Annotated in this window: 18 protein-coding genes; 7 read left to right on the top strand and 11 right to left on the bottom strand. The window is 75.3% G+C overall.

The annotated features are described in order from the left end of the window. The first annotated feature begins 22 nt into the window (after positions 1 to 22). On the top strand, positions 23 to 2740 hold the full coding sequence (locus ACRAKJ_RS05875; RefSeq protein WP_438919320.1) for a tetratricopeptide repeat protein: 2718 nt from the start codon (positions 23 to 25) through the stop codon (positions 2738 to 2740). Here ACRAKJ_RS05875 and ACRAKJ_RS05880 read toward each other — a convergent pair. Next, positions 2727 to 3650, bottom strand: coding sequence for a proline dehydrogenase family protein (locus ACRAKJ_RS05880; protein WP_438919319.1), 924 nt, complete (start codon positions 3648 to 3650; stop codon positions 2727 to 2729). The two genes, ACRAKJ_RS05875 and ACRAKJ_RS05880, sit on opposite strands and share 14 nt — an antisense overlap. A gap of 4 nt (positions 3651 to 3654) precedes the next feature. After that, a complete protein-coding gene (gene pruA / locus ACRAKJ_RS05885) occupies positions 3655 to 5280 on the bottom strand; it encodes an L-glutamate gamma-semialdehyde dehydrogenase (RefSeq protein ID WP_438919318.1) in 1626 nt (541 codons plus the stop codon). A 127-nt stretch (positions 5281 to 5407) separates the two neighbouring features. Between pruA and ACRAKJ_RS05890 the strand changes: the two genes are divergently transcribed. Together ACRAKJ_RS05890 and ACRAKJ_RS05895 are read left to right on the top strand one after the other, a co-directional pair. Next, the gene (locus ACRAKJ_RS05890; protein ID WP_438919317.1) at positions 5408 to 6949 is read left to right on the top strand and encodes a helix-turn-helix domain-containing protein; all 1542 of its coding nucleotides are present in this window, start codon (positions 5408 to 5410) and stop codon (positions 6947 to 6949) included. Between the two features lie 32 nt (positions 6950 to 6981). Further along, positions 6982 to 8016, top strand: a complete 1035-nt coding sequence (locus tag ACRAKJ_RS05895; protein ID WP_438919316.1) for a fatty acid desaturase — start codon at positions 6982 to 6984, stop codon at positions 8014 to 8016. 214 nt (positions 8017 to 8230) lie between these two features. Here the strand turns inward: ACRAKJ_RS05895 and ACRAKJ_RS05900 are convergent, their stop codons facing one another. From ACRAKJ_RS05900 to ACRAKJ_RS05915, 4 genes are read right to left on the bottom strand one after another with little or no spacing between them, the layout of a single operon-like run. Beyond that, the gene (locus tag ACRAKJ_RS05900) at positions 8231 to 8524 is read right to left on the bottom strand and encodes a DUF6412 domain-containing protein (RefSeq protein WP_438919315.1); all 294 of its coding nucleotides are present in this window, start codon (positions 8522 to 8524) and stop codon (positions 8231 to 8233) included. 16 nt (positions 8525 to 8540) lie between these two features. Then, a complete protein-coding gene (locus ACRAKJ_RS05905) occupies positions 8541 to 9152 on the bottom strand; it encodes a uridine kinase (protein ID WP_438919357.1) in 612 nt (203 codons plus the stop codon). Further along, positions 9149 to 9736: a DUF402 domain-containing protein gene (locus ACRAKJ_RS05910; RefSeq protein WP_438919314.1), complete on the bottom strand. Its 588-nt coding sequence runs from the start codon at positions 9734 to 9736 to the stop codon at positions 9149 to 9151. Before ACRAKJ_RS05910 ends, ACRAKJ_RS05905 begins: the two co-directional genes overlap by 4 nt. A 21-nt stretch (positions 9737 to 9757) precedes the next feature. Then, positions 9758 to 11191 (bottom strand): aminotransferase class I/II-fold pyridoxal phosphate-dependent enzyme, encoded by a 1434-nt coding sequence (locus tag ACRAKJ_RS05915; RefSeq protein WP_438919313.1) that lies wholly within the window; start codon positions 11189 to 11191, stop codon positions 9758 to 9760. Between the two features lie 63 nt (positions 11192 to 11254). On the opposite strand from ACRAKJ_RS05915, the gene ACRAKJ_RS05920 reads away from it, so the two are divergent. After that, positions 11255 to 12424: an aminotransferase class V-fold PLP-dependent enzyme gene (locus tag ACRAKJ_RS05920; protein ID WP_438919312.1), complete on the top strand. Its 1170-nt coding sequence runs from the start codon at positions 11255 to 11257 to the stop codon at positions 12422 to 12424. Here the strand turns inward: ACRAKJ_RS05920 and ACRAKJ_RS05925 are convergent. Beyond that, entirely contained in the window at positions 12421 to 13836 is a 1416-nt protein-coding gene (locus tag ACRAKJ_RS05925) for a GAF domain-containing protein (RefSeq protein ID WP_438919311.1), read from the bottom strand. The genes ACRAKJ_RS05920 and ACRAKJ_RS05925 overlap by 4 nt on opposite strands. Positions 13837 to 13977: 141 nt before the next feature. Between ACRAKJ_RS05925 and exaC the strand changes: the two genes are divergently transcribed. Then, positions 13978 to 15501: an acetaldehyde dehydrogenase ExaC gene (gene exaC / locus ACRAKJ_RS05930; protein ID WP_438919310.1), complete on the top strand. Its 1524-nt coding sequence runs from the start codon at positions 13978 to 13980 to the stop codon at positions 15499 to 15501. Between the two features lie 66 nt (positions 15502 to 15567). On the opposite strand, the gene ACRAKJ_RS05935 is transcribed toward exaC, so the two are convergent. Continuing rightward, entirely contained in the window at positions 15568 to 17199 is a 1632-nt protein-coding gene (locus ACRAKJ_RS05935; protein ID WP_438919309.1) for a beta-N-acetylhexosaminidase, read from the bottom strand. Positions 17200 to 17305: 106 nt separating this feature from the next. Then, positions 17306 to 18778 (bottom strand): CHAD domain-containing protein, encoded by a 1473-nt coding sequence (locus ACRAKJ_RS05940; RefSeq protein ID WP_438919308.1) that lies wholly within the window; start codon positions 18776 to 18778, stop codon positions 17306 to 17308. A 161-nt stretch (positions 18779 to 18939) separates the two neighbouring features. Between ACRAKJ_RS05940 and ACRAKJ_RS05945 the strand changes: the two genes are divergently transcribed. Further along, the gene (locus ACRAKJ_RS05945) at positions 18940 to 19731 is read left to right on the top strand and encodes a hypothetical protein (protein ID WP_438919307.1); all 792 of its coding nucleotides are present in this window, start codon (positions 18940 to 18942) and stop codon (positions 19729 to 19731) included. Positions 19732 to 19757: 26 nt separating this feature from the next. Here the strand turns inward: ACRAKJ_RS05945 and ACRAKJ_RS05950 are convergent, their stop codons facing one another. Together ACRAKJ_RS05950 and ACRAKJ_RS05955 are read right to left on the bottom strand one after the other, a co-directional pair. Next, complete coding sequence (locus tag ACRAKJ_RS05950) at positions 19758 to 20426, bottom strand: HNH endonuclease family protein (RefSeq protein ID WP_438919306.1); 669 nt, start codon at positions 20424 to 20426, stop codon at positions 19758 to 19760. A 137-nt stretch (positions 20427 to 20563) separates the two neighbouring features. Next, positions 20564 to 21511, bottom strand: coding sequence for a formyltransferase family protein (locus ACRAKJ_RS05955; RefSeq protein ID WP_438919305.1), 948 nt, complete (start codon positions 21509 to 21511; stop codon positions 20564 to 20566). Positions 21512 to 21579: 68 nt separating this feature from the next. Here ACRAKJ_RS05955 and ACRAKJ_RS05960 point away from each other — a divergent pair, with 68 nt between their 5' ends. Further along, positions 21580 to 23166 (top strand): amidohydrolase family protein, encoded by a 1587-nt coding sequence (locus ACRAKJ_RS05960; RefSeq protein WP_438919304.1) that lies wholly within the window; start codon positions 21580 to 21582, stop codon positions 23164 to 23166. The last annotated feature ends 20 nt before the right edge of the window (positions 23167 to 23186 follow it).

The following is a 23186-nucleotide window of genomic DNA, read 5'->3' on the forward strand; positions in this document are numbered from 1 at the left end:
CATCGCCGGGCACTATGTGCGGGTGGACCGCACCCTGTCGCCCGGCGAGCTGCTCGACCCGCGGCACGAGGTGGTGCCCTTCCTCGGGCGCGCCCGGGAGGTGGCGGCGCTCACGCGGTGGCGGGACGGCGGCGGCGCGCGGTCCGTGCTGCTGCTGCACGGGCCGGCGGGGGTGGGCAAGACCCGGCTGGCGGCGCGCGTCGACGGGGTCCGGGTGGTCGACGACGCGGACCTCGTGCCGTGGCGCGACCTGCACGACCTGCTGCTGGAGGGCCGGGACCGGGTGCTGCTGGCGGCCCGCACGACGGGCTGGTGGTGGTCGGCGGTGCGGCAGCGCGCGGCCGACCTGGGCTACGCCGCCGAGGAGCTGGCGCTGGACGGGGGACCGGGGCCGCACGACTTCGCCGCGGTGTGCGCGCACGTCGCGGACGCCCTCGGCCTGCCGCCCGCCGCCGACGTGCCCGCGTTACCGGGGGCGACGTTCCACGACCTGCACGTGGCGGCGGTCGCGGCGGTGCACGGCGCGGCCCCCGACGACGACCCGGCCGAGCTGGTGCGGCGGGTCATGAGCGCGGACCCGGTCCCGGCGCGCGGCCGGTTCGCCGAGGACGTGCTGGCCGTCGCGCTGCTGGACGACCGCATCGCGCCCGAGCCGACCGCCGACGCCCTGGGGACGCTGCTGCGCGCCGCCGACCGCTGGCCGCACGTGCTGCGGCGCGCCGACGAGCTGTTCACCGCGGACCCCGGCCTGGTGGCGGTCGCGCCGAGCGCCGCCCTGCGCGCCCTCGTGGAGCTGGGGTCGCCGACGTCGGCGCGGGCGGTCGCGCGGCACGTGTTCCACGACCCCCGCTTCCACCGCGACCCGCTGCCCGCCGTGCTGACGCGCGCCCTGGTGGACGACCTGGCCCCGGTCGTGGGGCCGCTGGAGCTGGCCGAGCTGCACGGCGCGCTGGCCGCGCGGGCCGCGCTCGCCGGGTTGCGCGAGGAGGCGCTGGAGGCGTCGCGGCACGAGGTGGAGCTGTACCGGCGCGCGGCGGAGGACGACCCGGAGCACCGGTCGTCGCTGGCCGACGCGCTGGGCGACCTGGGGTTGCGGCTCGTCGCGCTGGGCCGGGCCGGGGAGGCGCTGGCGGCGGCGGAGGAGGCGGTGCGGCTGCTGCGGGCCGTGGTGGCGGGGGACGCCGACTACGCGCCGCGCCTGGCGGCGGCCCTCGACCAGCTGGGGGTGCGGCACGCGGCCCTCGGGCACCGGGAGGAGGCGCTGGCGGCGGTGGCCGAGGCGGTGGCGCGGTGCGGCGAGCTGGTCGGGCTCAACCCGGCGCTGTTCGGGTCGGAGCTGGCGAAGGTCACGCACCACCACGCCGTGCGGCTGCTCGACGTGGGGCGGCGGGAGGAGGCCGTGCGGACCGCGCGGCTGGCCGTCGTGCGCTGGCGGGAGGCGGCGGAGGGCGATCCCCGGTTCGAGCCCGAGTCGGCGCGGGCGCTGCGCTCGATCGCGTCCCTGCTCGCGGTTGCCGCGGGGGCCGACGACGAGGTGGACGGCACGCCCGGCGGGTCGCTGTTCGGCGGGGCGGCGTTGGGCGGGGCGGGAGCGGATGGAGCGGCGGCCGGCGGGGCGGCGTTCGGTGGAGCGGCGGCCGGTGGAGCGGGAGCTGCTGGGGCGGCGGCCGGTGAGGTGGCGTTCGGCGGGGTGGCGGCCGGCGGCGACGGGGTGGCGGTCGACGGGGCGGGTGTCGTCGCGGCCGGCGGGGCGGGTACCGGGCTGGACGAGGCGTTGGCCGCGGTGGGGGAGTCGGTGGCGCTGCTGCGCAGGCTGGCCCGCGCCAACCCGGCCGACTTCGAGCCCGAGCTGGCGTCCGCGCTCGGCGAGGCCGCCGCGCTGCTGCGCCGCCGGGGCCGGTCCGCCGAGGCGCTGACCGCGTCCGAGGAGGCCGTCCTGGTGCGGCGGCACGTCGCGCGGCACGGCGAACCCGAGGCGGTGGCGCGGCTGGCGGCGGCCCTCGTCGAGCAGGTCGACCTGCTGGTCGGCCCGGAGCGGTCGGCGGTGGCGGAGGAGGCGGCTGAGCTGCCGCGGCCCCTGGCGGCGCGGTCGCCGGCGTGCCGGGTGGCGTTCGCGGTGGCGCGGGCGCGGGTGGCGCGGCTGCTGCTGGAGGCCGGCCGCGACCACGAGGCGCGGCGCGTCGTGGACGAGGTGGTCGCGCTCGACCCGCGGCTGCCGCGACCGGTGCTGGTGGCGCGGGGGCCGGGGCTCGCGTCCGCGCTGCACGCCCTGGCCGGGGCGCTCGCCGGACGCCGGGACGGCGAACGGGCGCGGCGGGTCGCGGAGCGGGCGGCCGGGGTGTGGCGCGACCTGCTGGGCCACCACCGCGCCGCGCCGGCCGCGTACGCGGCGGCCGTGCACCGGGCCGCCGAGCACGCCGGCGACGACGGCCCGGCCCGGGCGCGGATGGCGGTGCTGGTGCGGCACCTGGCGCACGCGCCCGAGGAGCTGGCCGCCGACATCGGGTACGCGGAGGCGTTGTCGCGCTACGCGCACCGGTGCGCCGAGGCGGGTGCCGAGGTCCACCGGGCGCTGCTGCCCGCGCACCGCGCGGTGGTGGTGCTGCGGGCGGCGGGCGCACCGGCGGAGGTGGTCCTGCGCGCGGTCGCGGTGGTGGACGACGTGGTCCGGGCGCACGCCGACCCGGAGGCGGCGCGCGCCCGGCTGCGCGACGAGGTGGAGCGGGTCAGCCCGTGGTGACCAGGGACCGCAGGAAGAACGCCACGTTCGCCGGGCGCTCGGCCAGCCGCCGCATGAAGTAGCCGTACCACTCGTCGCCGTAGGGCACGTACACGCGCATCCGGTTGCCCGCCGCGGCGATGCGGTGCTGCTCGTCGGGCCGGATGCCGTAGAGCATCTGGAACTCGTAGGTGTCGGCCGACCGGTGCGCGGCCAGGTCGTGCGCGATGGCGATGAGCCGCGGGTCGTGCGAGGCGACCATCGGGTAGCCCTCGCCCGCCATCAGCACCTTCAGGCAGCGCACGTACGACAGGTCGACGTCCGCCTTGTCCTGGAACGCCACCGACTCGGGCTCCTTGTAGGCGCCCTTGCACAGCCGCACGCGCGACCCGGCGTGCGCCAGGTCCCGGCAGTCCTGCTCGGTGCGCCGCAGGTACGCCTGGAGCACCGCGCCGACCCACGGGAAGTCGACGCGCAGCTCGCTCAGGATGCCGAGCGTGGAGTCCGTGGTGGTGTGGTCCTCCATGTCCAGGGTGACCGTGGTGCCCACCGCGCCCGCCGCCGCGCAGATGCGGCGGGCGTTCTCCAGGGCGATCTTCTCGCCGTCCGAGGGCAGGAACTGGCCCACCGCGGACAGCTTCACGGACACCTCGGCGCGGTCGGTGTGCCCGGCGGCCTCCAGGCGGCGCAGCAGGTCGAGGTACGCCTCGACGGTGGCCGCGGCCTGGTCGGCGTCGCGGGTGTCCTCGCCGAGGTGGTCGAGGGTCACGTAGCGGCCGTCGGCGAGCACCTCGCCGGTGGTGGCCACGGCGGCGTCCACGTCGTCGCCGGAGATGAAGCGCCTGACGACGGGCTTGGTCAGCGGCGTGCGCTCGACGAGGCCGCGGATCGACGAGGAGCCAGCGGCGGCGAGCAGTGCGGAGCGGAGCACGGCGTCACCCCTGGTGCGGGTAGCGGGACGACGTGGGGGCCACGAACGTCTCCTTGATGGAACGGGGGCTGACCCAGCGCAGCAGGTTGTGGATCGAGCCCGCCTTGTCGTTGGTGCCCGACGCCCGGCCGCCGCCGAAGGGCTGCTGGCCGACGACCGCGCCGGTCGGCTTGTCGTTGACGTAGAAGTTGCCCGCGGCGAACCGCAGGTCCTCCTGCGCCTTCACGACGGCCTGCCGGTCGCGGGCGATGACCGCGCCGGTCAGGGCGTAGGGGGCCGCGTTCTCCATCTGCTTCACGACGGTGTCGTAGTCGGCGTCGTCGTAGACGTGCACGGCCAGCACCGGGCCGAAGTACTCGGTGGTGAACACCTCGTGGCCGGGGTCGGTGCCGAGCAGCACGGTCGGCCGCACGAAGTAGCCCTCGGAGTCGTCGGCGGTGCCGCCGGCCGCGATCTCCAGCTTGTCGTCGTCACGGGCTGCGGTCAGCACGCCGGAGAGCTTGTCGAACGAGCGCTTGTCGATCACCGCGCCCATGAAGTTCGAGAAGTCGGTGACGTCGCCCGTCGTCAGCGACTCGACCTCGGAGATCAAGTCGTCCTTGACCCGGTTCCACACCGAGCGCGGCACGTAGGCGCGCGACGCGGCGGAGCACTTCTGGCCCTGGTACTCGAACGCGCCGCGGACCAGCGCGGTGCGCAGCACGTCGACGTCGGCCGAGGGGTGCGCGAGCACGAAGTCCTTGCCGCCGGTCTCGCCGACGACGCGCGGGTACGAGCGGTAGCCGGCGATGTTCGCGCCGACCTGGCCCCACAGGTGCTGGAACGTCTTCGTGGAGCCGGTGAAGTGGATGCCCGCGAGGTCCGGGTCGGCCAGCGCCACCTCGGACACGGCCAGGCCGTCGCCGGGCAGCAGGTTGATCACGCCCGGCGGCAGGCCGGCCTCTTCGAGCAGGCGCAGGGTGAGGTGCGCGGCGAAGCTCTGCGTGGGCGACGGCTTCCACAGCACCACGTTGCCCATCAGGGCCGGGGCGGTCGGCAGGTTGCCCGCGATGGCGGTGAAGTTGAACGGCGTGATCGCGTAGACGAAGCCCTCCAGCGGGCGGTGGTCCGTGCGGTTCCACACACCGGGCGAGGACTGCGGCTGCTCGGCCAGCAGCTGCCGGCCGAACGAGACGTTGAAGCGCCAGAAGTCGATCAGCTCGCAGGCGGCGTCGATCTCGGCCTGGATCGCGGTCTTGGACTGGCCGAGCATGGTGGCCGCGTTGAGGGTGGCGCGCCACGGGCCGGCCAGCAGCTCGGCGGCGCGCAGCAGGATCGCGGCGCGGTCGTCGTAGGACATCGCGCGCCACGCCGGGGCGGCCTCCTTGGCGGCGGCGATGGCGTCGCGGGTGTCCTGCCGGGTGGCCCCGTGCAGGGTGCCGAGGACGGCGCGGTGGTTGTGCGGCTGCACGACGTCGAAGCGCTCGCCGCCGCCGACGCGCTGCTCACCCCCGATCGTCAGCGTCAGGTCGAGGGGCTCCTTGGCCAGCTCGGCCAGCTTCGCCTGCAGCTGCGCGCGCTCGGGGGAGCCGGGCGCGTAGCTGAGGACGGGCTCGTTCACCGGTGCGGGCACCCTGGTCACGGCATCCACGAGCAGCTCCTTCGGACGAAAAACAGGGGGTACCCCACGGTAGGACCGCCGACACGGCCCCCCGTTGTCCAAGCATCTAGGCTTGGCCCTCCGCAGTTGTGGGATCGGACAAACGGGGTTGGCGGCGATGAGCCTGCGCCAGGTGTTGATCGCGGTGGGCGACCCGCTCGTCGAGGTGCAGGCCGCGCCGCGCGGGCTGGAGGGCGACGTCCTCGACGTGGTGATCCTCGACCCCGACGACACGCCCGACGTGCGGCCGGGGGACCTGGTGCTCGTCGTCGGCGCACGGGGGCGCGCGGCGCTGCCGCTGGTCAGGGCGGCCGGGGTCGGAGGAGCGGTGGCCGTGGCGGTCAAGGTCGACGCGCCCTCGCCGGTGCTGCGCCAGGCCGCCGCCGACGCCGGGGTGGCCCTGCTCGCGGTGCGCCCCGAGGTGCGGTGGGAACAGCTCGAAGCGCTGGTCAGGGGCGTCGTGCAGAACGCGAGGCTGACCGCGGACGCGGGTGCCGCGGAGGTGCTCGGCGACCTGTTCGGGCTCGCCCAGACCATCGCGTCGCTGACCGGCGGCATCGTGAGCATCGAGGACACCGCGAGCCGCGTGCTGGCCTACTCGCGGTCCTCCGACGAGGTCGACGAGCTGCGCCGGCTGTCGATCCTCGGCCGCCAGGGGCCCGAGCCGTACCTGACGATGCTCCGCGAGTGGGGCGTCTACCAGCGGTTGCGCTCCGGCGAGGAGGTCGTGCGCATCGACGAGCGCCCCGAGCTGGGCATCCGCCGCCGCATCGCGGTGGGCGTCCACGCCGGGCCCCAGCCGCTCGGCACGATCTGGGTGCAGGAGGGCGACACGCCGCTGACCGAGCAGTCCGAGCGGGCGCTGCTCGGCGCGGCCCGCGTCACCGCCCTGCACCTCGTGCAGCAGCGGGAACCCGCAGCCGCGTTCCGGGAGAACCTGCTGGCCTCGCTGCTCGACGGCCGGATGGACGCCGGGTCGATCGCCGAGCAGATCGGCGCCGACCCCGGCAAGCCCGCCGCCGTGGTGGTGTTCGCGCTGCGCGGGCAGGAGCACGCCGACCGCACCCAGCACGAGCTGCGCCGCGCCGAGATGACGAGCCTGATCTCCGTGCACGCCGCCGCCTACCGCCGCACGGCCCTGGTGAGCAGGCAGAACGGCCGCACCTACGCCCTGCTGCCGGACCTGCCGCCGAAGGCCCCGCTGCTGGCGCTGACCCGGGAGGTGGTGACCGCCGCGCGCCGGCACATGGGGCTGGTGGTGCAGGCCGCCGTCGGCTGCACGGTGCCCGCCGTCGACGAGGTCATGGTCTCCCGGGAGGAGGCCGACCGGGTGCTGGACGCCATGGCGCGCGACCTCGACGCCGACGTGGCGACCCTGGCCGACGTGCGCTCGCGGGTGCTGGTCGGCGAGACCCTGGCGCTGCTCGCCGAGCACCCGCGCGTCCGCGACCCGCGCCTGGACCTGCTCGACCCCGACCTGGCCAGGTCCCTGCTGGTCTACCTCGACGAGTTCGGCGACGTGAAGGCCGCGGCGGCCCGGCTGCACGTCCACCCGAACACGCTGCGCTACCGGATCAGGCGGGCCGCGGAGGTCGGCGGGTTCGACCTGGGCGACCCGCTGCTCCGGCTGTTCGCGCAGCTGCAACTCAGGCTGACCTGAGGCGGGTGCCCTCCGCGCCGTACCCTCCGGGAGTGAGCACCCAAGCCCGCGGCAGCGACTTCGCTGAATTGTCCAGGTTGGTCAAGCAGCAGGGTCTGCTGGACCGGCGCATCGGTTTCTACGTCCTGTACCTGGTCGCCGCGGTCGGCGCACTGGCGCTGTCCGTGGCGGCCATGGTGCTGATCGGTGACTCGTGGTGGCAGCTCGTCGTCGCCGCCGTCCTCGCCGTCGTCTTCACCCAGATCGCGTTCCTGGGGCACGACGCGGGCCACCGGCAGGTCTTCGCCGACGGCCGCGCGAACCACACCACCGGCCTGCTGCTGGGCAACCTGCTCGTCGGCGTGGGCTTCGGCTGGTGGATGGGCAAGCACAGCCGCCACCACGCCAACCCCAACCACGAGGACGAGGACCCCGACGTCGACATCGCCGTCCTCGCGTTCAGCGCCGAGCAGGCCGCGCGCAAGCGCGGGTTCTTCCGCTGGGTCGTCAAGCGCCAGGCGTGGCTGTTCTTCCCCCTGCTCCTGCTGGAGGGCTTCAGCCTGCACATCATCAGCACCGCCGCCGCCGCGCGCCGCGAGGTCAAGGGCTGGCGGCTGGAGCTGGTGCTGCTGGCCGCGCACGTCGTCGGCTACCTGTCGCTGGTGTTCCTGACCATGTCGCCCGGCAAGGCCCTGGCGTTCATCGCGATCCACCAGGGCCTCTTCGGCGTCTACATGGGCATCTCGTTCGCGCCGAACCACAAGGGCATGCCGGTGCTCCAGGCCGGCCACCAGCTGGACTTCCTGCGCAAGCAGGTGCTGACCTCCCGCAACGTCACGGGCGGCTGGTTCACCGACTTCCTGCTGGGCGGCCTGAACTACCAGATCGAGCACCACCTGTTCCCGAGCATGCCGCGCCCGAGCCTGCGCCACGCGCAGGCCCTGGTCCGCGAGTTCTGCGAGCGGCACTCGGTGTCCTACGCCGAGTGCGGCCTGTTCAGGTCCTACGGGTACGTGCTGAGCTACCTGCACGAGGCGGGAGCTGAACTGCGCGGTACGGGAAAGCTCGCTCCAGCAGGGTCCAGGTAGTGCTGGTCGCCAGGTAGACCCCGGCGGCAGCACGGCGGCGACCAGCACCGTGCCGAACGGCAGGAGCCGCAGCAGCCCGGCGAAGGGCGGCTGCGGCCCTCCCGACCTCGCGGCCACCGCGGCTCCACCCCGTCGTCGCCGTACTTCTCGGACAACGCCCGGCCCTCGGGCGCGAGGGCGGCGCGGGCCTTCTCGCCGCGCACGGCGGCGCGGCTCAGCGGGTGGGTCGGCAGCCGGACGGCCGGCCGAGTCCCGGTGCCCTGGGACGGGGACGCCCGGCGGCGTCGGGGTCGCGCAGCCGCAGGAACGCGGCGCGCAGCGACTTCTCGCGGATCGACAGCGACCGCACCCACGCGGACGCGGCGCGCACCACCGGTGCGGCGGTGAGCAGCAGCACGACCAGGGCCACCGCCGTCACGGCGGCGACCAGCCCGGTCGGCGAGCGGACGAGGGTGAGGGCGTAGAGCGCGGGCAGGTACAGCGCCGACAGCAGCCGCAACCGGTCCACGTCCACCTCCCCCCGTTCACACCACACCGACGAGCGCGGGCCGCGCGGGGTGGTCGTAGCGCACCGTCACGTCGGCGCGCGGCTCGTACCCGGCGTACGCGGGCAGCGTCCACCGCCACTCGTCCGGCACCTGCCGCTCCAGCGCGCCCGCCGACAGCCACAGGTGCACGGCCAGCTCCGCGGGCAGCCACTTGTCCAGCAGCATCGTGCCGTCGAGCAGCAGCACGCCGCCCGCGCCGAGCGTCACGTAGTCGGCGCGGCTGGCCCGGTCGGTCTCCGCGTTCCACAGCGACGGCAGCACCCGCCCCGACCCGCCGGGTTCCAGCGGGTCGAGCACCTCGCGGGTCAGGCCGCCCACGTCGAGCCACGAGTCGCGGAACGAGTCCGGGTCGTGCCGGCCGAACTCCAGGCGCACGGACGCGGGCCGCAGGAAGTCGCCGGCGGACACCCGCAGCACGGGCCTGCCGAGCGCGCGCAGCGGCTCGACCAGCGCGTCCGCCAGCTCACCCGGCCTGGTGGGCGCGGCCCCGTCGACGAGCACCCGGGACCAGGTGCCGCGCGGCAGCGCGTCGACGCGGGCGACCAGCTCGTCCACCAGGCCGCCCGGGGACAGGGGCGTGACCTTCAGCGGTCCCACCCCCCGGGCAGCGCGGGCACCGGCCAGGCCGGGTCGGGGGCCCAGTCGCCCCACGCCGGGTCCCACCACGTCGTGCCGGCCGTCAGCATGGCCGTCACCTCCTCGGCGGTGCGGCCGATGCCCTCGGCCTCCGCCGCGTCGTACTTGCCCTCGGCCGCGTACCGCTCGAACTCGTCGCGGTCCAGCTCGCACCAGTCCCCGTCGACCGGCAGCCAGAAGTCCAGCGCGTGGTCGAGCGTGTCGAAGCCCCGCGCGGTGCGGCGGAACGGGGCCTGGAGGTTGAGGTAGAACCCGGCGAACCGGCGTTCCGCGCCCTGCCAGTACAGGTCGACCGAGTAGGCGTCGCCGGGCCGGTGCAGCTGGAGCTTGCCGTGGCCGCGCCAGTGCGTGCGGCCGAGCGCCCGCCAGTGGTGCGGCCACGGGTGCGGCGGGTAGCCGATCTCGGTGTCCGGCACCGTGAAGACCACGAGCAGGTCCGGTCCGTCGAGCACGACGCGCGTCGGCGTCACCGACCACGGCCTGCCGTGCAGCACCTCGCGGCGCAGCGCCACGTCCCCCGGTGCGAAGTACCCCATGCCGTCCAGCGTAGGACGCCGCTACACCGCGATCACGGGCAGCACGGGGCGCTCCGACGGCCCCGCGGCGTACGCCTCCCACGCCGAGGCGAGGCGCGCGACGGCGTCGTCCAGCACGGCGGGTCCCGCGGTGAACGCGATCCGCAGCCGGTCGCGGCTGCCGCCCGACGGGTCCAGGGAGCCGCCCGGCAGCACGGCCACCCCGTGCCGCAGCGCGACCTGCGCGTAGGAGGCCGCGTCGCCGCCGGGCAGCCGCACCCACAGCGTCTGGCCGCCCGGGGCCGGGTCGAACGCCCAGTCGGGCAGCGCCCGGCGCAGCCCGGCCGCGAGGTGGTCGTGCCGCTCCCGCAGCAGCGCCACCCGGCGGTCGCGCACCGCGTCGAACCCGGCCAGCAGCTCGACCGCCGCGAGCTGGTCGAGCACCGAGCCGCCCAGGTCGTGCACGGCGCGGAACCGGGCCAGGCGCTCCACCAGCGCGGGTCGCGCGCGCACCCAGCCGGTGCGCAGCCCGCCCCACACCACCTTGCTCAGCGAGCCGACCGCGATCACCTCCGGCGCGTGCGCGGCGGTGGGTCCCACCGGCTCGGTGAAGGCCAGTTCGGCGAGCACGTCGTCCACGACGAGCGGCACCCCGGCGTCCACCGCGGCGCGCACCAGCCGCCGCCGCTCCAGCGCGGGCATCGTCGTGCCGAGCGGGTTCTGCACGGCGGGCATCACGTAGGCGAGCGCGGGCCGGTGCCGCGAGACCGCCGCCGCGAACGCCGCGCCGTCGCCGGCGGGGGAGTGCCGGACGACCGCGGCGGCCTCCCGGAACAGGTCGAGCGCGCCGGGGTACGTCGGGGCCTCCACCAGCACCTCGTCACCCGGCGCGAGCAGGGCCCGGACCAGCAGCGCCAGCGCCTGCTGCGCGCCCGTGGTGACCAGGACGTGCGCCGGCGTCGTCGGCACGCCCAGCGCGGTGTACCGGGCGGCCAGGGCGGCGCGCAGCTCCGGTTGGCCGAGGGGGTGGTAGCCCAGGTCGGGGCCGCCGAGCCGGTCGAGCGCGCCGCGGTGGGCCTCGACGTACTCCGGCGGGGCCCACAGCGGGCCGGCGCAGGCCAGCTGGAGGACGCCGTCCGGGGGTTCGAGCAGGTTGACGAACATCGGGTTGGCGGTCCCGTCGCGGGCCGCGTCCGCCGCCGGGTGCCCGCCGGGCGCCACCCACGTGCCGCTGCCGCGCCGCCGGACCAGCCTGCCCTCGTCGCGCAGCAGGTCGTAGGCGGCGACCACGGTGGTGCGGCCGACCGCGAGCCCGGCCGCCAGCGCCCGGTCCGGCGGCAGCGGCGTGCCCGCGGGCAACCGGCCCTCGTCGACCAGCTCGCGCAGGCGGCAGGCCAGCAGCAGGTGGAGCGGACCCCGGCCCGCCGACCACCGGCCGAGCCGCCCCGCCAGGTCCTCGACCGCGATTGGCTTCATCAGCAGACCAATCTAGTGGAATTGGCGCTGCCGACCGGCCCCGCCGGTCGGCACGATCGGGTCATGCGACCGGAGACCCGCCTCGTGCACGCCACCGCCCCCCGACCGACCGCCGGCACGCCGCTCGCCGTGCCGCTCCACCAGACCTCGGGGTTCTCGTTCGACGACCTGGACGCCTTCGCCGACGGCATGAGCGGGCCGGACGGCGCGTTCGCCTACACCCGGCTGGGCAACCCGACGGTCCGCGGGCTGGAGGACGCCGTCGCGGACCTGGAGGGCGGCGCGGCGGCGCTGGCCGCGGCCTCCGGCATGGGCGCCATCACGACCGTGCTGCACGCCACCCTGCGCGCCGGCGACCACGTGGTGGCGCAGCGCGACCTGTACGGCGGCACGCACGCCCTGCTGCGCGACCTCGCCGAGCGGTGGGACGTCTCGGTCACCCGCGTGTCCGGGCACGACCCCGACGAGGTGCGCGCCGCGCTCGGCCCGCGGACCCGGCTGGTGTACCTGGAGACGATCGCCAACCCCACCGGCCACGTCAGCGACCTGGCCGCGGTGAGCCGGGTCGCGCGCGGGGCGGGCGTCGCCGTCGTGGTGGACAACACCTTCGCCACGCCCCTGCTGTGCCGGCCGATCGGGCTGGGCGCGGACGTGGTGGTCCACTCGACCACGAAGTACCTGGCGGGCCACAGCGACGTCGTCGGCGGGGTCGCGGTGTTCGCCGACGCCGCCCGCCACCGCGAGGTCTGGGCGCGCGCGGTGGAGGTCGGCGCGACCGCCGACCCGTTCGCGGCCTGGCTGACCCTCCGCGGCCTGCGCACCCTGGCGCTGCGGGTGCGCGCGCACTGCGCCAACGCGGAGGTGCTCGCCCACCGGCTCGCCGCGCACCCGGCCGTGGCGGCGGTGCGCTGGCCGGGGCTGCCCGACCACCCCAGCCACGGCGTCGCGACCCGGCTGCTGTCCGGGTACGGGGCCGCGTTCTCCTTCGACCTGGCCGGCGGGCGGGCGGCGGCCGAGCGGTTCGCCCGCGCGCTGCGGCTGGTGCGGCTCGCCCCGTCGCTCGGCGGCCCCGAGACGCTGGTGCTGCACCCGGCGAGCACCTCGCACCGCGGGCTCACCGGGGACGAGCTGCGCGCGGTGGGCATCACCGACGGCACGATCAGGCTCTCCGCGGGCATCGAGCACGTCGACGACCTGTGGTCGGACCTGGCGGGCGCCCTCCGCGAGGGCTAGCCGGCCAGCGCCCGGCGCAGCCGCCCGATCGCCACCTCGCGGCGCGGGTCGGTGTGCGGCAGCAGGCGCACCAGCCGTTCGAGCACCTCGACGTCCTCCGCCACCAGGCCGAGCGCCCACAGCGCCTCCACGTCGCCCCGGTCCAGCACGCCGCGCCGCACGGCCGCCGCCAGGTCCTCGCGCTCCTCGCGCGCCACCGGGGCCTCGGACCGGGGCAGCAGCTCGCCCCGGTACGCGGCGGCGGCCGGCGCCACGTCGCCGTTCCGCAGCGCCTCGCGCACCGCGAGGAAGTCGCCGCGCACGTCCGCGCACAGCCGGTACGGCCTGGTCAGCAGCACGCCGCCGAGCCGGTCGCGGAGCCGGTGCAGCTCGGCGCGCACCGTCGTCGGGTTGCCGCGCTCGCCGTACAGCCGCAGCGCCAGCTGGTCCGCCGACAGCCCCTTCGGGTGCAGCGCCAGCGCCAGCAGCAGCTCCGCGTGCCGCAGCGACAGCGGCAGCTCGCGCCCGTCGAGCGAGGCCGAGACCGACCCCAGGAACCGCAGCGACAGCACGGGTCTCCGCTCGGTCCGGTGCGGCACGCGCAGCAGGTAACCCTCCTCCAGCGGCTCCAGCCGCGCCTCGCGCCCGTCGGCCAGCAGCACCCGGTCGCCGGACACGTCCACCCGCGTGCCCACGGCCTCGCCGGACGCCGAGGCGAGCACCCGGCCGCTGGGGCTGAGCAGCGCGCCGGGTTCGCCGCGCAGGGCGACGAGGTGGCGCATCCCGGCGGCGCGCAGCCGTTCGTCCCGCGCCGCCTGCCGGGTGCTCAGCCGGCCCTCCGCCAGCCGCGCCGCCGCCGACACCAGCGCCACCACCGCCGGGTGCACGCTGCTCAACGGCCCGCTCACGTCGACCGCGCCGATCGTGCGGCCGGTGTCCGGGTCGCGCACGGGGCTCGCCGCGCACGTCCACCCGTGGTAGGTCCGCACCAGGTGCTCGGCCGAGTGCACGGTCACCGGCCGGTCGACCGCCAGCGCCGTGCCCATCGCGTTGGTGCCGATCGCGGACTCGCTCCAGCAGGCGCCCTCGGCCAGCCCCACCCGCTCGGCCAGCCCCCGCACCGACGCCTTGCCCTCGCACCACAGGACGGTGCCGTCCGCGTCGGTGACGATCATGACGTGCTCGGCCTCGTCGGCGATGCTGACCAGCGTCTCGCGCAGCACCGGCAGGGCCGCCGCGATCGGGTGCGCGCCGCGCCGGTCGGCGACCTCGCCCCGGTCGAGCACCACCGGGGCCTCGTGCCGCTCCGGGTCGACCCGCGCGGCCAGCGAGCGCCGCCACGACTCGACGATCAGCTCCCGCGCCCCCGCCGCCGCGTCCCCGCTCAGCGCCAGCTCGCGCAGGCGCGCGAGTCGTCGCGGGTCCGGTCCCATGGGCTCCTCCTCGATCCAGGATGACTGTCCATCGACATCCCGGGCAAGCAGATCGCTGCTCCGTCCGGGTGCAACGCGACTGCAACGTGGGAGCCCGCACGCTGCACCGCACCACGACAGCGACGACGCGGGAGGCGAGACATGGCGAGGTACGCGGCGCCCGGCGAGAAGGGCAGCGCCGTGTCGTACCGGGACCGGTACGACCACTTCATCGGCGGCGAGTACGTGCCGCCCGCCAAGGGCGGTTACTTCGAGAACCGCACCCCCGTCACCGGCGAGGTGTTCACCGAGGTCGCGCGGGGCACCGCCGAGGACGTCGACCGGGCCCTGGACGCCGCGCACGGCGCCGCGCGGGCGTGGGGCCGCACGTCGGCCGCCGAGCGCGCCGACGTGCTCAACGACGTCGCCGACCGGATCGAGGACCACCTCGAAGCCCTCGCCGTGGCCGAGACGTGGGAGAACGGCAAGCCGATCCGGGAGACCCTGGCCGCCGACCTGCCGCTGGCGGTGGACCACTTCCGCTACTTCGCGGGCGTCGTCCGGGCGCAGGAGGGCGGCATCTCGCAGATCAGCGAGGACCTGGTGGCCTACCACTTCCCGGAGCCGCTGGGCGTGGTCGGCCAGATCATCCCGTGGAACTTCCCGCTGCTCATGGCCGCCTGGAAGCTCGCGCCCGCGCTGGCCGCCGGCAACGCCGTGGTGCTCAAGCCCGCCGAGCAGACCCCGGCGTCGATCCACGTGCTGATGGGCCTCATCGCGGAGCTGCTGCCGCCCGGCGTGGTCAACGTCGTCAACGGCTTCGGCACGGAGGCGGGCAAGCCCCTCGCGTCCAGCCGCCGCGTCGCCAAGGTCGCGTTCACCGGCGAGACGTCCACCGGCCGGCTGATCATGGGGTACGCGAGCGAGAACCTGGTCCCGGTGACGCTGGAGCTGGGCGGCAAGTCGCCCAACATCTTCTTCGACGACGTGGCCGCGCACCGCGACGCGTTCTACGACAAGGCGTTGGAGGGCTTCACCATGTTCGCCCTCAACCAGGGCGAGGTGTGCACGTGCCCGTCGCGGGCGCTCGTGCAGAGCGGCATCTACGACGAGTTCCTGGCCGACGCCACCGAGCGCACCAAGGCCGTCCGGCAGGGGCACCCGCTCGACACCGGGACCATGATCGGCGCGCAGGCCAGCCGCGAGCAGCTCGACAAGGTCCTGTCCTACGTGGAGATCGGCAAGCGGGAGGGCGCGCGCCTGGTGTGCGGCGGCGAGCCCGCGGACCTGGGCGGCGAGCTGTCCGGCGGCTACTACGTCACGCCCGCGATCTTCGAGGGCGACAACAAGATGCGGGTCTTCCAGGAGGAGATCTTCGGCCCGGTCGTCGCGGTGACCCGCTTCGACGACTTCGACGACGCGGTGAAGACCGCCAACGACACGCCCTACGGCCTGGGCGCGGGCGTGTGGTCGCGCGACGGCAACGTCGCCTACCGCGCGGGCCGGGAGATCCAGGCCGGCCGGGTGTGGGTGAACAACTACCACGCCTACCCGGCGCACGCGGCGTTCGGCGGCTACAAGCAGTCCGGCATCGGCCGCGAGAACCACCGCGTGATGCTCGACCACTACCAGCAGACCAAGAACCTGCTGGTCAGCTACTCGCCCGACGCGCAGGGCTTCTTCTAGACGACGCGCGGGGCCTCCTCCGGACCCGGTGCGGGGAGCCGCCCCTCGGCTCCCCGCACCGCCTCGTCAGCGCTTCCAGGGCACCTGCGGGGAGCGGTAGTAGTTCACGCCCTGCACGTCCCACCGGTCGGCCTGCGCGGCCAGCCGGACCCTGAACGCCTCCCAGTCGTGCGTCGACCACGGGGACCAGCCCAGCTCGGCGATCGCGGGCAGGCGCGGGAACGCCATGAACTCGACGTCCGCCGAGTTCGTCAGCGTCTCGCTCCACAGCGGTGCCTCCACGCCGAGCACCGACCCGGCGGGCAGCCCCTCGACGTACGCGCCGGGGTTCCAGTCGTAGGCGTCCTGCACGTCGGTGTACCCGGCCCAGGACAGGCCGAGCGGCGTGTCCGCGTCGTACTTCATGTCCAGGTACGCCTTGCTCGCGGGCGACAGCACGACCCGGTTGCCCCGCGCCGCCGCCTCCACCACGTCCGGCGCGGTGGTCCTGGTGCCCCAGAACTGCGGCACCGCGGTGGCGGGCGGACCGGCCTTGACGAACTCGTGCCAGCCGACCGCGGTCTTGCCGTGCTTGGCCACCAGCGGCAGCACCCGGTCCATGAACAGGTCGTAGTCCGGGTCGGTGGTGGCGTGCGCCTCGTCGCCGCCGATGTGGACGTACCGCCCCGGCGTCAGCGCGGCCACCTCGCGCAGCACGTCGTCGACGAACCGGTAGGTGATGTCCTTGTCGATGCACAGCGAGCTGAAGCCGACCTCGATGCCGGTGTAGAGCGGCGGGGCGACGCCGTCGCAGTTCAGCTCCGGGTAGGAGGACAGCGCGGCGTTGGTGTGGCCCGGCAGGTCGATCTCCGGGATCACCGTGATGTGCCGGGCCGCGGCGTAGGCGACCAGGTCCTCGTACTGCTCCTGCGTGTAGAACCCGCCGGGGCCGCCGCCGACCTCCGTGCTGCCGCCGTGCGCGGTGAGGTTGGGCCAGCTCTTGATCTCCAGCCGCCAGCCCTGGTCGTCGGTCAGGTGCAGGTGCAGCCGGTTGACCTTGTAGAGCGCGAGCTGGTCGACGTACCGCTTGACCTCGTCGGGCGAGAAGAAGTGCCGGGCCACGTCGAGCATCGCGCCCCGGTGGGCGTAGCGCGGGTGGTCGAGCACCCGGCCGCCGGGCGCGGTGAACGGCCCGCGCTGCCGCGTCTTCGCCTCGACCTTCGCGGGCAGGACCTGGCGGAACGTCTGCACGCCCGCGAACAGGCCGGCGGCCGTGCGCGCGCGGACGACGACGCCGAGCCGCGTCACGTCGAGCTGGTAGCCCTCGTCGCCGACCTCCGGGGGCGCGCCGGTGAGCAGCAGCGAGATGCCGCGGGCGGACGCGCCGGGCACGACGGGCAGCCGGTAGCCGGTGGACGGCCGCAGCACGCCCGCGAGGAACTCGCCGACCTGCCGGGCCCCCGCCGAACCGGGGTGGGTGTGGATGCGGGTGTCCGCGCCGAGGGTGAAGGTCACCCCGGGGCGCGGGGTGGCACTGACGGGGGCGGGCACGATGTGTCGCAACGAGGTCTCCGGGGCTGCGTGGGCGGGCGCCGCCGCGCCCGTGCCGCCCACCGCGCCCGCGGCCAGCAGCGCGGCGAGCGCGAGGCCGAGCCCGCGTCGTCGTCCCGGGAGCGGTCCCCGGAGCCGCGGCTCCCGGTGCGTCGTTCTCCTGGTCACCCGAGTTCTCCTGGTCACCTGACGACCTCCTGGCCGGTGTGGATCACGGGCGGCGGCCCAGTCACCGTTCCAGCCCCCGCCAGGAGGTGTCAAGGTCCAGACCAATTCAGGAGAGCTTCGGCTTGCCGACACCCCGCCACACGGCGGCGAAGCGGTCCTCCACCCGCCGGGCCAGGCCCTCCTCCAGGCCGTGCAGCAGGCCGAAGGTGAACCCGTTCCCGCCGTCGAGCTGCGCCTTCGCGCCCAGCTCGCGCAGCACCGGCCGCGCCACCACGCTGTCCTGGTGCTCGCCCAGCAGCGTCTGCACGTCCTTGACCTGCTTGCGGTACTTCTTCGCCTTCCTGCCGAACGCCGGTTCGGCCACCTCGACGGAGTACCGCAGCCGCTTGGCCGCCTTGCGCGCCTCGTGCAGGCCCGTGTCGTCGGTCGCCTCCGCGACCCGCCGGGCCAGCCGCCGGTGGGTCTTCGCGACCAGCTCCGGCAGCACCTTCCCGGCCTTCCGGCGGCCCAGCGGCGTCACCGGCGGGTCGGCCAGCAGCGCGTCCACCGAGTCCAGCAGCGCGAAGTACCGCCCGCTGTCCAGCGCGGCCACGGCCGACTCGTGCGCGGCGACCTCCAGCGGCGCGAAGTGCCGGGTCAGCTGCGCCTTCACGGGGCCCAGCACGAGCGACGGGTCCAGCTCCGCCACCGCGCCCTCGAAGCGGGCGCGCAGCACCTCCAGGTCGCGCGCCTCGCCGAGCACGCCCGCCAGCCACTTCAGCTCGTCGGTCAGCGCCCGCGTCCGGTCGCGGTCGACGACCACCCCGAACGACTGCAACGCGCTGCGCATCCGCCGGGTCGCCACCCGCATCTGGTGCACGGCGTCGTCCTCGCCGCGCCGCACCCGCGGGTCCTGGTGCTGGAGCGCCTCCGCCTGCTCCCGCACGTAGGCGAGCACCACGTCGGCCGCGGTCGTGCCCGGCACGCGCGCCGGGGCGGTGGGCGCGAGCCGGCCCGCCAGCAGCCGGGTCAGCTTCGCCGACGACGTGGACCGCCTGATCCCGACGTCCGACAGCCGCGCCTCCACCCGGTCCAGCAGCGCCACGTCGCCGCGCTCGCCCAGCTCCACCTCGATCTCGCGCCACGAGTCGACGGGCGAGTCGTCCGCCGCGGCCTGCGCCGACACCAGGTCCTCGACCACCTCGGCGAGCAGCGCGCCCTTGGCGTCCACGAGCTGCCAGCGGTGCCGCGTGGTCCGGATGCGGGCCACCGGGGCCAGCTCGTTGCCGCGGGCGTGCACCTGCACCAGCGAGCCGAGCTGCTTCGGCGGGTGCTTGGCCGCGCGGCCCGGCGGGAGCCGCACTTCCTCGCGGGTGTCCTCGCCGGCCGGCAGCTTGAGGTGCCAGCCCGCGTCGTCACCGCCCGTGCGGCGGCGCAGCGTCAGGCCCGCGCGCGCCAACCGCAGGTCCTCCGTGTCGTAGTAGACCGCCTCCAGCCGCAGCTCCTCGGGACCGGCCGCCGCGGCGACACCGGGCAGGTCCGCCAGGTCCGGCAGCGCGGTGCCGTCGGGGGCCTCGTACTTGCGTTCCGTCTCTCGCACCGAACTCGCCATGCCCCAGGCATACACCGTTCGGCCGCTGTTCAGTCATCATCACGGTGCGTCACCGGGCATTGACCGAAACGGTGGGACTCGACGGCCCGTCCGCGTGGTTTTCCCGCTCCGTCCCTGGACAGGGGCTCGCGGTGCGGTTGGCTGGCGGTGTGGCCACCGAGAAGGAACGGCTCGACGAGATCGAGCCGACTGTCGCCGACCTCGTCGCGAACACCAAGATGGTGATCGACGAGGTGAACCGCCTGAGCGTGCGCCTGCACGTGCTCGAACGCAGGCTGTCCGGCACCGGCTCGGGCCCGGACGAGGACCTCGACGCGATCGCCGGGATCACCGGGACCGTGGAGGCGCTGCGCGCCGCGTGGGACGCCGAGCAGGAGCTGCTGGCCGACTCGGTCCGCGCCGACCTGCGCGCCGAGGTGGCCGAGTACGAGTCGCTCAAGGAGCAGCGCGACGCCGGACTGGCCCGGCTGGCCGCGGGCCGCATGCCGCGCTTCGAGCGCGACGCCCTCCAGCACGAGGTGCAGAACCTGGAGTGGCGGGTCAACGCGCAGGAGTTCAGCGCGTCCGCCGCCGCCCAGCGGCTGGCCGCCGACGAGCTGGCCGCCGAGGAGCCGTGGCGCGCCGAGGCCGTGCTGTCCGGCGAGAAGGCCCGGCAGGAGATCGTCGACGTCGCCCGCCGCAGGCTGGAGCGCTCCCTGGCGACCGACGCCCGGCTGCCCCTGTGGTTCCGCGTCGGCCTGGGCGAGATCACCGCCCCCGACCCGGCGCAGTGGGTGGAGGCCGCCGTGGCGCTGGTCGCCTACCGGCTGGAGTACGCCGTCACCGACCCGATCTCACCGCTGGGCGAGGTCCCGTCGGCCTCCTCCGGCTTCGCCGCCTGGGTCCGCCGCGCCGAGGCGTACACCGACATCAAGGACCAGCTGGAGAGCCTCCGCGACTGACGCGGGTCACCAGGTCTTGAGCCGGGTCAGCAGGTCTTGAGCATCGAGGCGAGCGCGTCGCGCTCCGCCTCGTCCACGCTCAACGCGTACAGCGTCTTCACCGACACCACGGCCCGCGCGTAGGTGCACCAGTACGCCTCCACCGGCGGCTTCCACTTGGCCGCGTCCTGGTCGCCCTTCGAGCGGTTGCTGCTCGCCGTCACCGCGATCAGCTGCAACCCGCCCATGTCGTTGGCGAACTTCTGGCGCTGCTCGTCGGTCCACCCGTCCGCGCCCGACCGCCACGCCTCCGCCAGCGCCACGGTGTGGTCGATGTCGAGCTTGCCCGCGTCGTCCACCACGACCCCGTCGTACGGGCTGGTCCACGTCCCCGCCGTGGCCTTGCACGCCGAGTCGGTCCGCACCTCCGTGCCCTGCCGCTGGAGCACGACCTCCCGCGTGTCGCACGAGTCGCCCTGGCTGCTCCAGTGCGGGAACCGCTCCCGGCTGTAGCCGGTCATCTTCCCCTCGGGCGCCACGGTCAGCGCGGCCAGCTGCGCGGCCGGGTCGTCGCCGGGCGAGGCCGGCCCCGACGGGACGGGCGCGGTCGGCGACGGTGGCGCCGTCCCGTCCTCCCGGGTCAGGTAGTAGCCGATCACGACGAGGAGGACCAGCACCACCGCGCCGGTCACAGTGGTCGACCGCTTGCCGCTCATGCACCCATGATCAGTGATGAGCGGCCCCACGGGAACACCCACCCCGGGATCGCCCTTCGGCGCGTCTCAGCACGCGCCCGCCACCACGCCCCCCGTCGGGGCCGGCCGATGAGGGCCGGGTCGTCAGGGGCGGGTCGTCAGGGGCGGCTCGTCAGGTAGCCGCCCATCGTCGTGAAGTACTCCGTCGCGCCCAGCTCGCGGCCGTCCTCGGTGCGCACCTTCTTCACCAGCAGCGCGCGGTTCTTCCCGCGGCGCGCCAGGGCACCGGCCACGATCGCCACGCCGTCGCCCTCGCGGTAGAAGATCCGGCCGGGCGTGCCGCCGTAGCACTCCGCCGACACCTCGGCCTCGACGATCTCCAGCCGCTCGCCCTTGTGGAAGCAGAACGCGCTCGGGTACGGCGCGCACTGGGCGCGCACGAGCCGGTCCAGCTCGTCGGCCTCCCACGTGAAGTCGATGCGCAGGTCCTCCTCGGCGCGCTTGTGGAAGAAGCTCGCCTTCGAGCGGTCCTGCTTCCGGAAGTCGGTGCGGCCCGAGGCGATCTCGGCCAGGCCGTCCACGGTGATCGGGCCGAACAGCTCCAGCGTCTTGCGGAACAGGTCCGCCGTCGTGTCGCGCGGGCCGACCGGCACCGACCGCTGGAGCACGATGTCCCCGGCGTCCAGCGTCTCGTCCATCACGTGCGCGGTGACGCCGACCTCCTTCTCGTCGTTGATCAGGGCCCAGATCAGCGGCGAGAAGCCCGCGTAGGCGGGCAGCAGCGAGTCGTGCACGTTCAGCGTGCCGTGCTTGGGCAGGGTGAAGACGCGCGGCGGGATCCACGTGCGCCAGTTCGTGGCGACGATGACGTCCGGCGCGATCTCCGTGAGCCGCTGGAGCAGCTCGTCGTCGTCCGGGCGGTTGCGGATGATCGTCTCCACGCCGTGCTCGGCGGCGAGGTCGGCGACGGAGTCGCTCCAGATGCGCTCGTAGGCGTGGTCGCTCTTGGGGTGGGTGACCACCGCGACCACCTCGTGCTCGGAGTCCAGCAGCGCCTGGAGCGTCCGGTGGCCCCAGGTCTGGTAGCCGAACATGACGACCCGCATGGGTTTCTCCTTAGTATCGCCTAAGTTATCCAACCCTAACCTAACTAGGTGTGGTCTAGCCTCAGCGGGTGATCCTGGACCTGAAGTTCGTGCGCGGGCGGGTCGTGACCATGGACCCGGTCCGCCCCGCCGCGTCCGTGATCGGCGTGTGGGCGGGCCGGGTCGTCGGGCTGGACGACGAGGTCGCCCACCTGCCCGCCCGGCGCGTGGTCGACCTGGACGGCGCGGTCGTGCTGCCCGGGTTCGTCGACGCGCACACCCACCTGGCGTGGGCCGGCCGGGCGTCGCGCACCCTCGACATCTCCGCGTGCCGGACCGTCGCCCAGGTCGTCGACCTGCTGCGCGTCGCCCCCCGGTCGTCGGACTGGCTGGAGGTCGCGGGCTACGACCACCGCGCGCTCGACCGCCCGCTCACCGCGCGCGACCTCGACCGGGTCGGGCCGCGCGTCTACGTCCAGGACCTGTCCGGGCACGCGTGCGTCGTCGGCTCCGACGTCCTGGCCGTGCTGCCGGGCCACGTGCTGCGCGACGCCCAGCGCGACGCCGACGGCACGCTCACCGGGTTCCTCGCCGAGGGCGCGCAGAGCGCCGTGCGCGCGCTGCGGCTGCCCTACTCGCTCGACGACATCGCCGCCGACGTCGAGCTCGGCGCGCGCCAGTGCGCCCGCGAGGGCGTCGTGCTCGCCGCCGAGGCGGGTGTCGGCGGCGGCCTGATCGGCAGCAGCCCGCTGGAGGTCGAGGCGTACCAGCGGGCCGCGCTGCCGATCCGCGTCCAGCTCATGGTGTCCGCGGACCGCCTCGAACCGGTCGCCGCGCACGCCGACGACGGTGTGCGCCGCGCCGTGCCGCTCGGCCTGCGCACCGGGTTCGGCGGCGACCGGCTGTCCCTCGGCCCGCTCAAGCTGTGGACCGACGGCGGCATGATGGCCCGCACCGCCGCGCTGACCCGGCCGTACGAGGGCATGGACACCGCGGGGCAGCTCCAGGACGACCCCGAGCTGATGCGCGCCGCGATCCTCGACGGCCACGCCGCCGGGTGGCAGCTCGCCGTGCACGCCATCGGCGACCGGGCCGTCGACTTCGCCCTCGACGCCCTCGCCGACGCCCAGGCCGCCCGGCCCCGCCCCGACGCGCGCCACCGCATCGAGCACTGCGGCCTGGTGCGCCCCGAGCAGCTCGACCGCATCGCCGAGCTGGACGTGGTCCCGGTGGTCCAGCCGACGTTCCTGCACGCCTACGGCGACGACTACTCGCGCATCATGGGCCCCGAGCGCGCCCCCTGGATGTACCGCGGCCGCGCCTTCCTCGACCGCGGCATCACCGTCGCGGGCAGCTCCGACCGCCCGGTCGCCGACGGCGCGCCGCTGCGGGCCATCCAGTTCATGGTCGAGCGACTCTCCGCCTCCGGCCTCCCGGTCGGCCCGGACGAGGCCGTCACCGCGCGCGAGGCCGTCGCCGCCTACACCACGGGCGCCGCGTACGCGTGCCGCGCGGAGGACCGCCTGGGCACGATCGCGCCGGGCAAGTTCGCCGACCTGGTGGTGCTCGACGCCGACCCGCTGACGTGCGACCCCGCCGGGATCGCCGGCATCGCGGTCCTCGCCACCGTCGTGGGCGGCGCCTTCCCGCACGACCCGGCCGGCTTCGCGCGCTGACCGGCGCCCGGCCGGTCCGG

The sequence above is a fragment of the Saccharothrix sp. DSM 118769 genome (assembly GCF_052936295.1).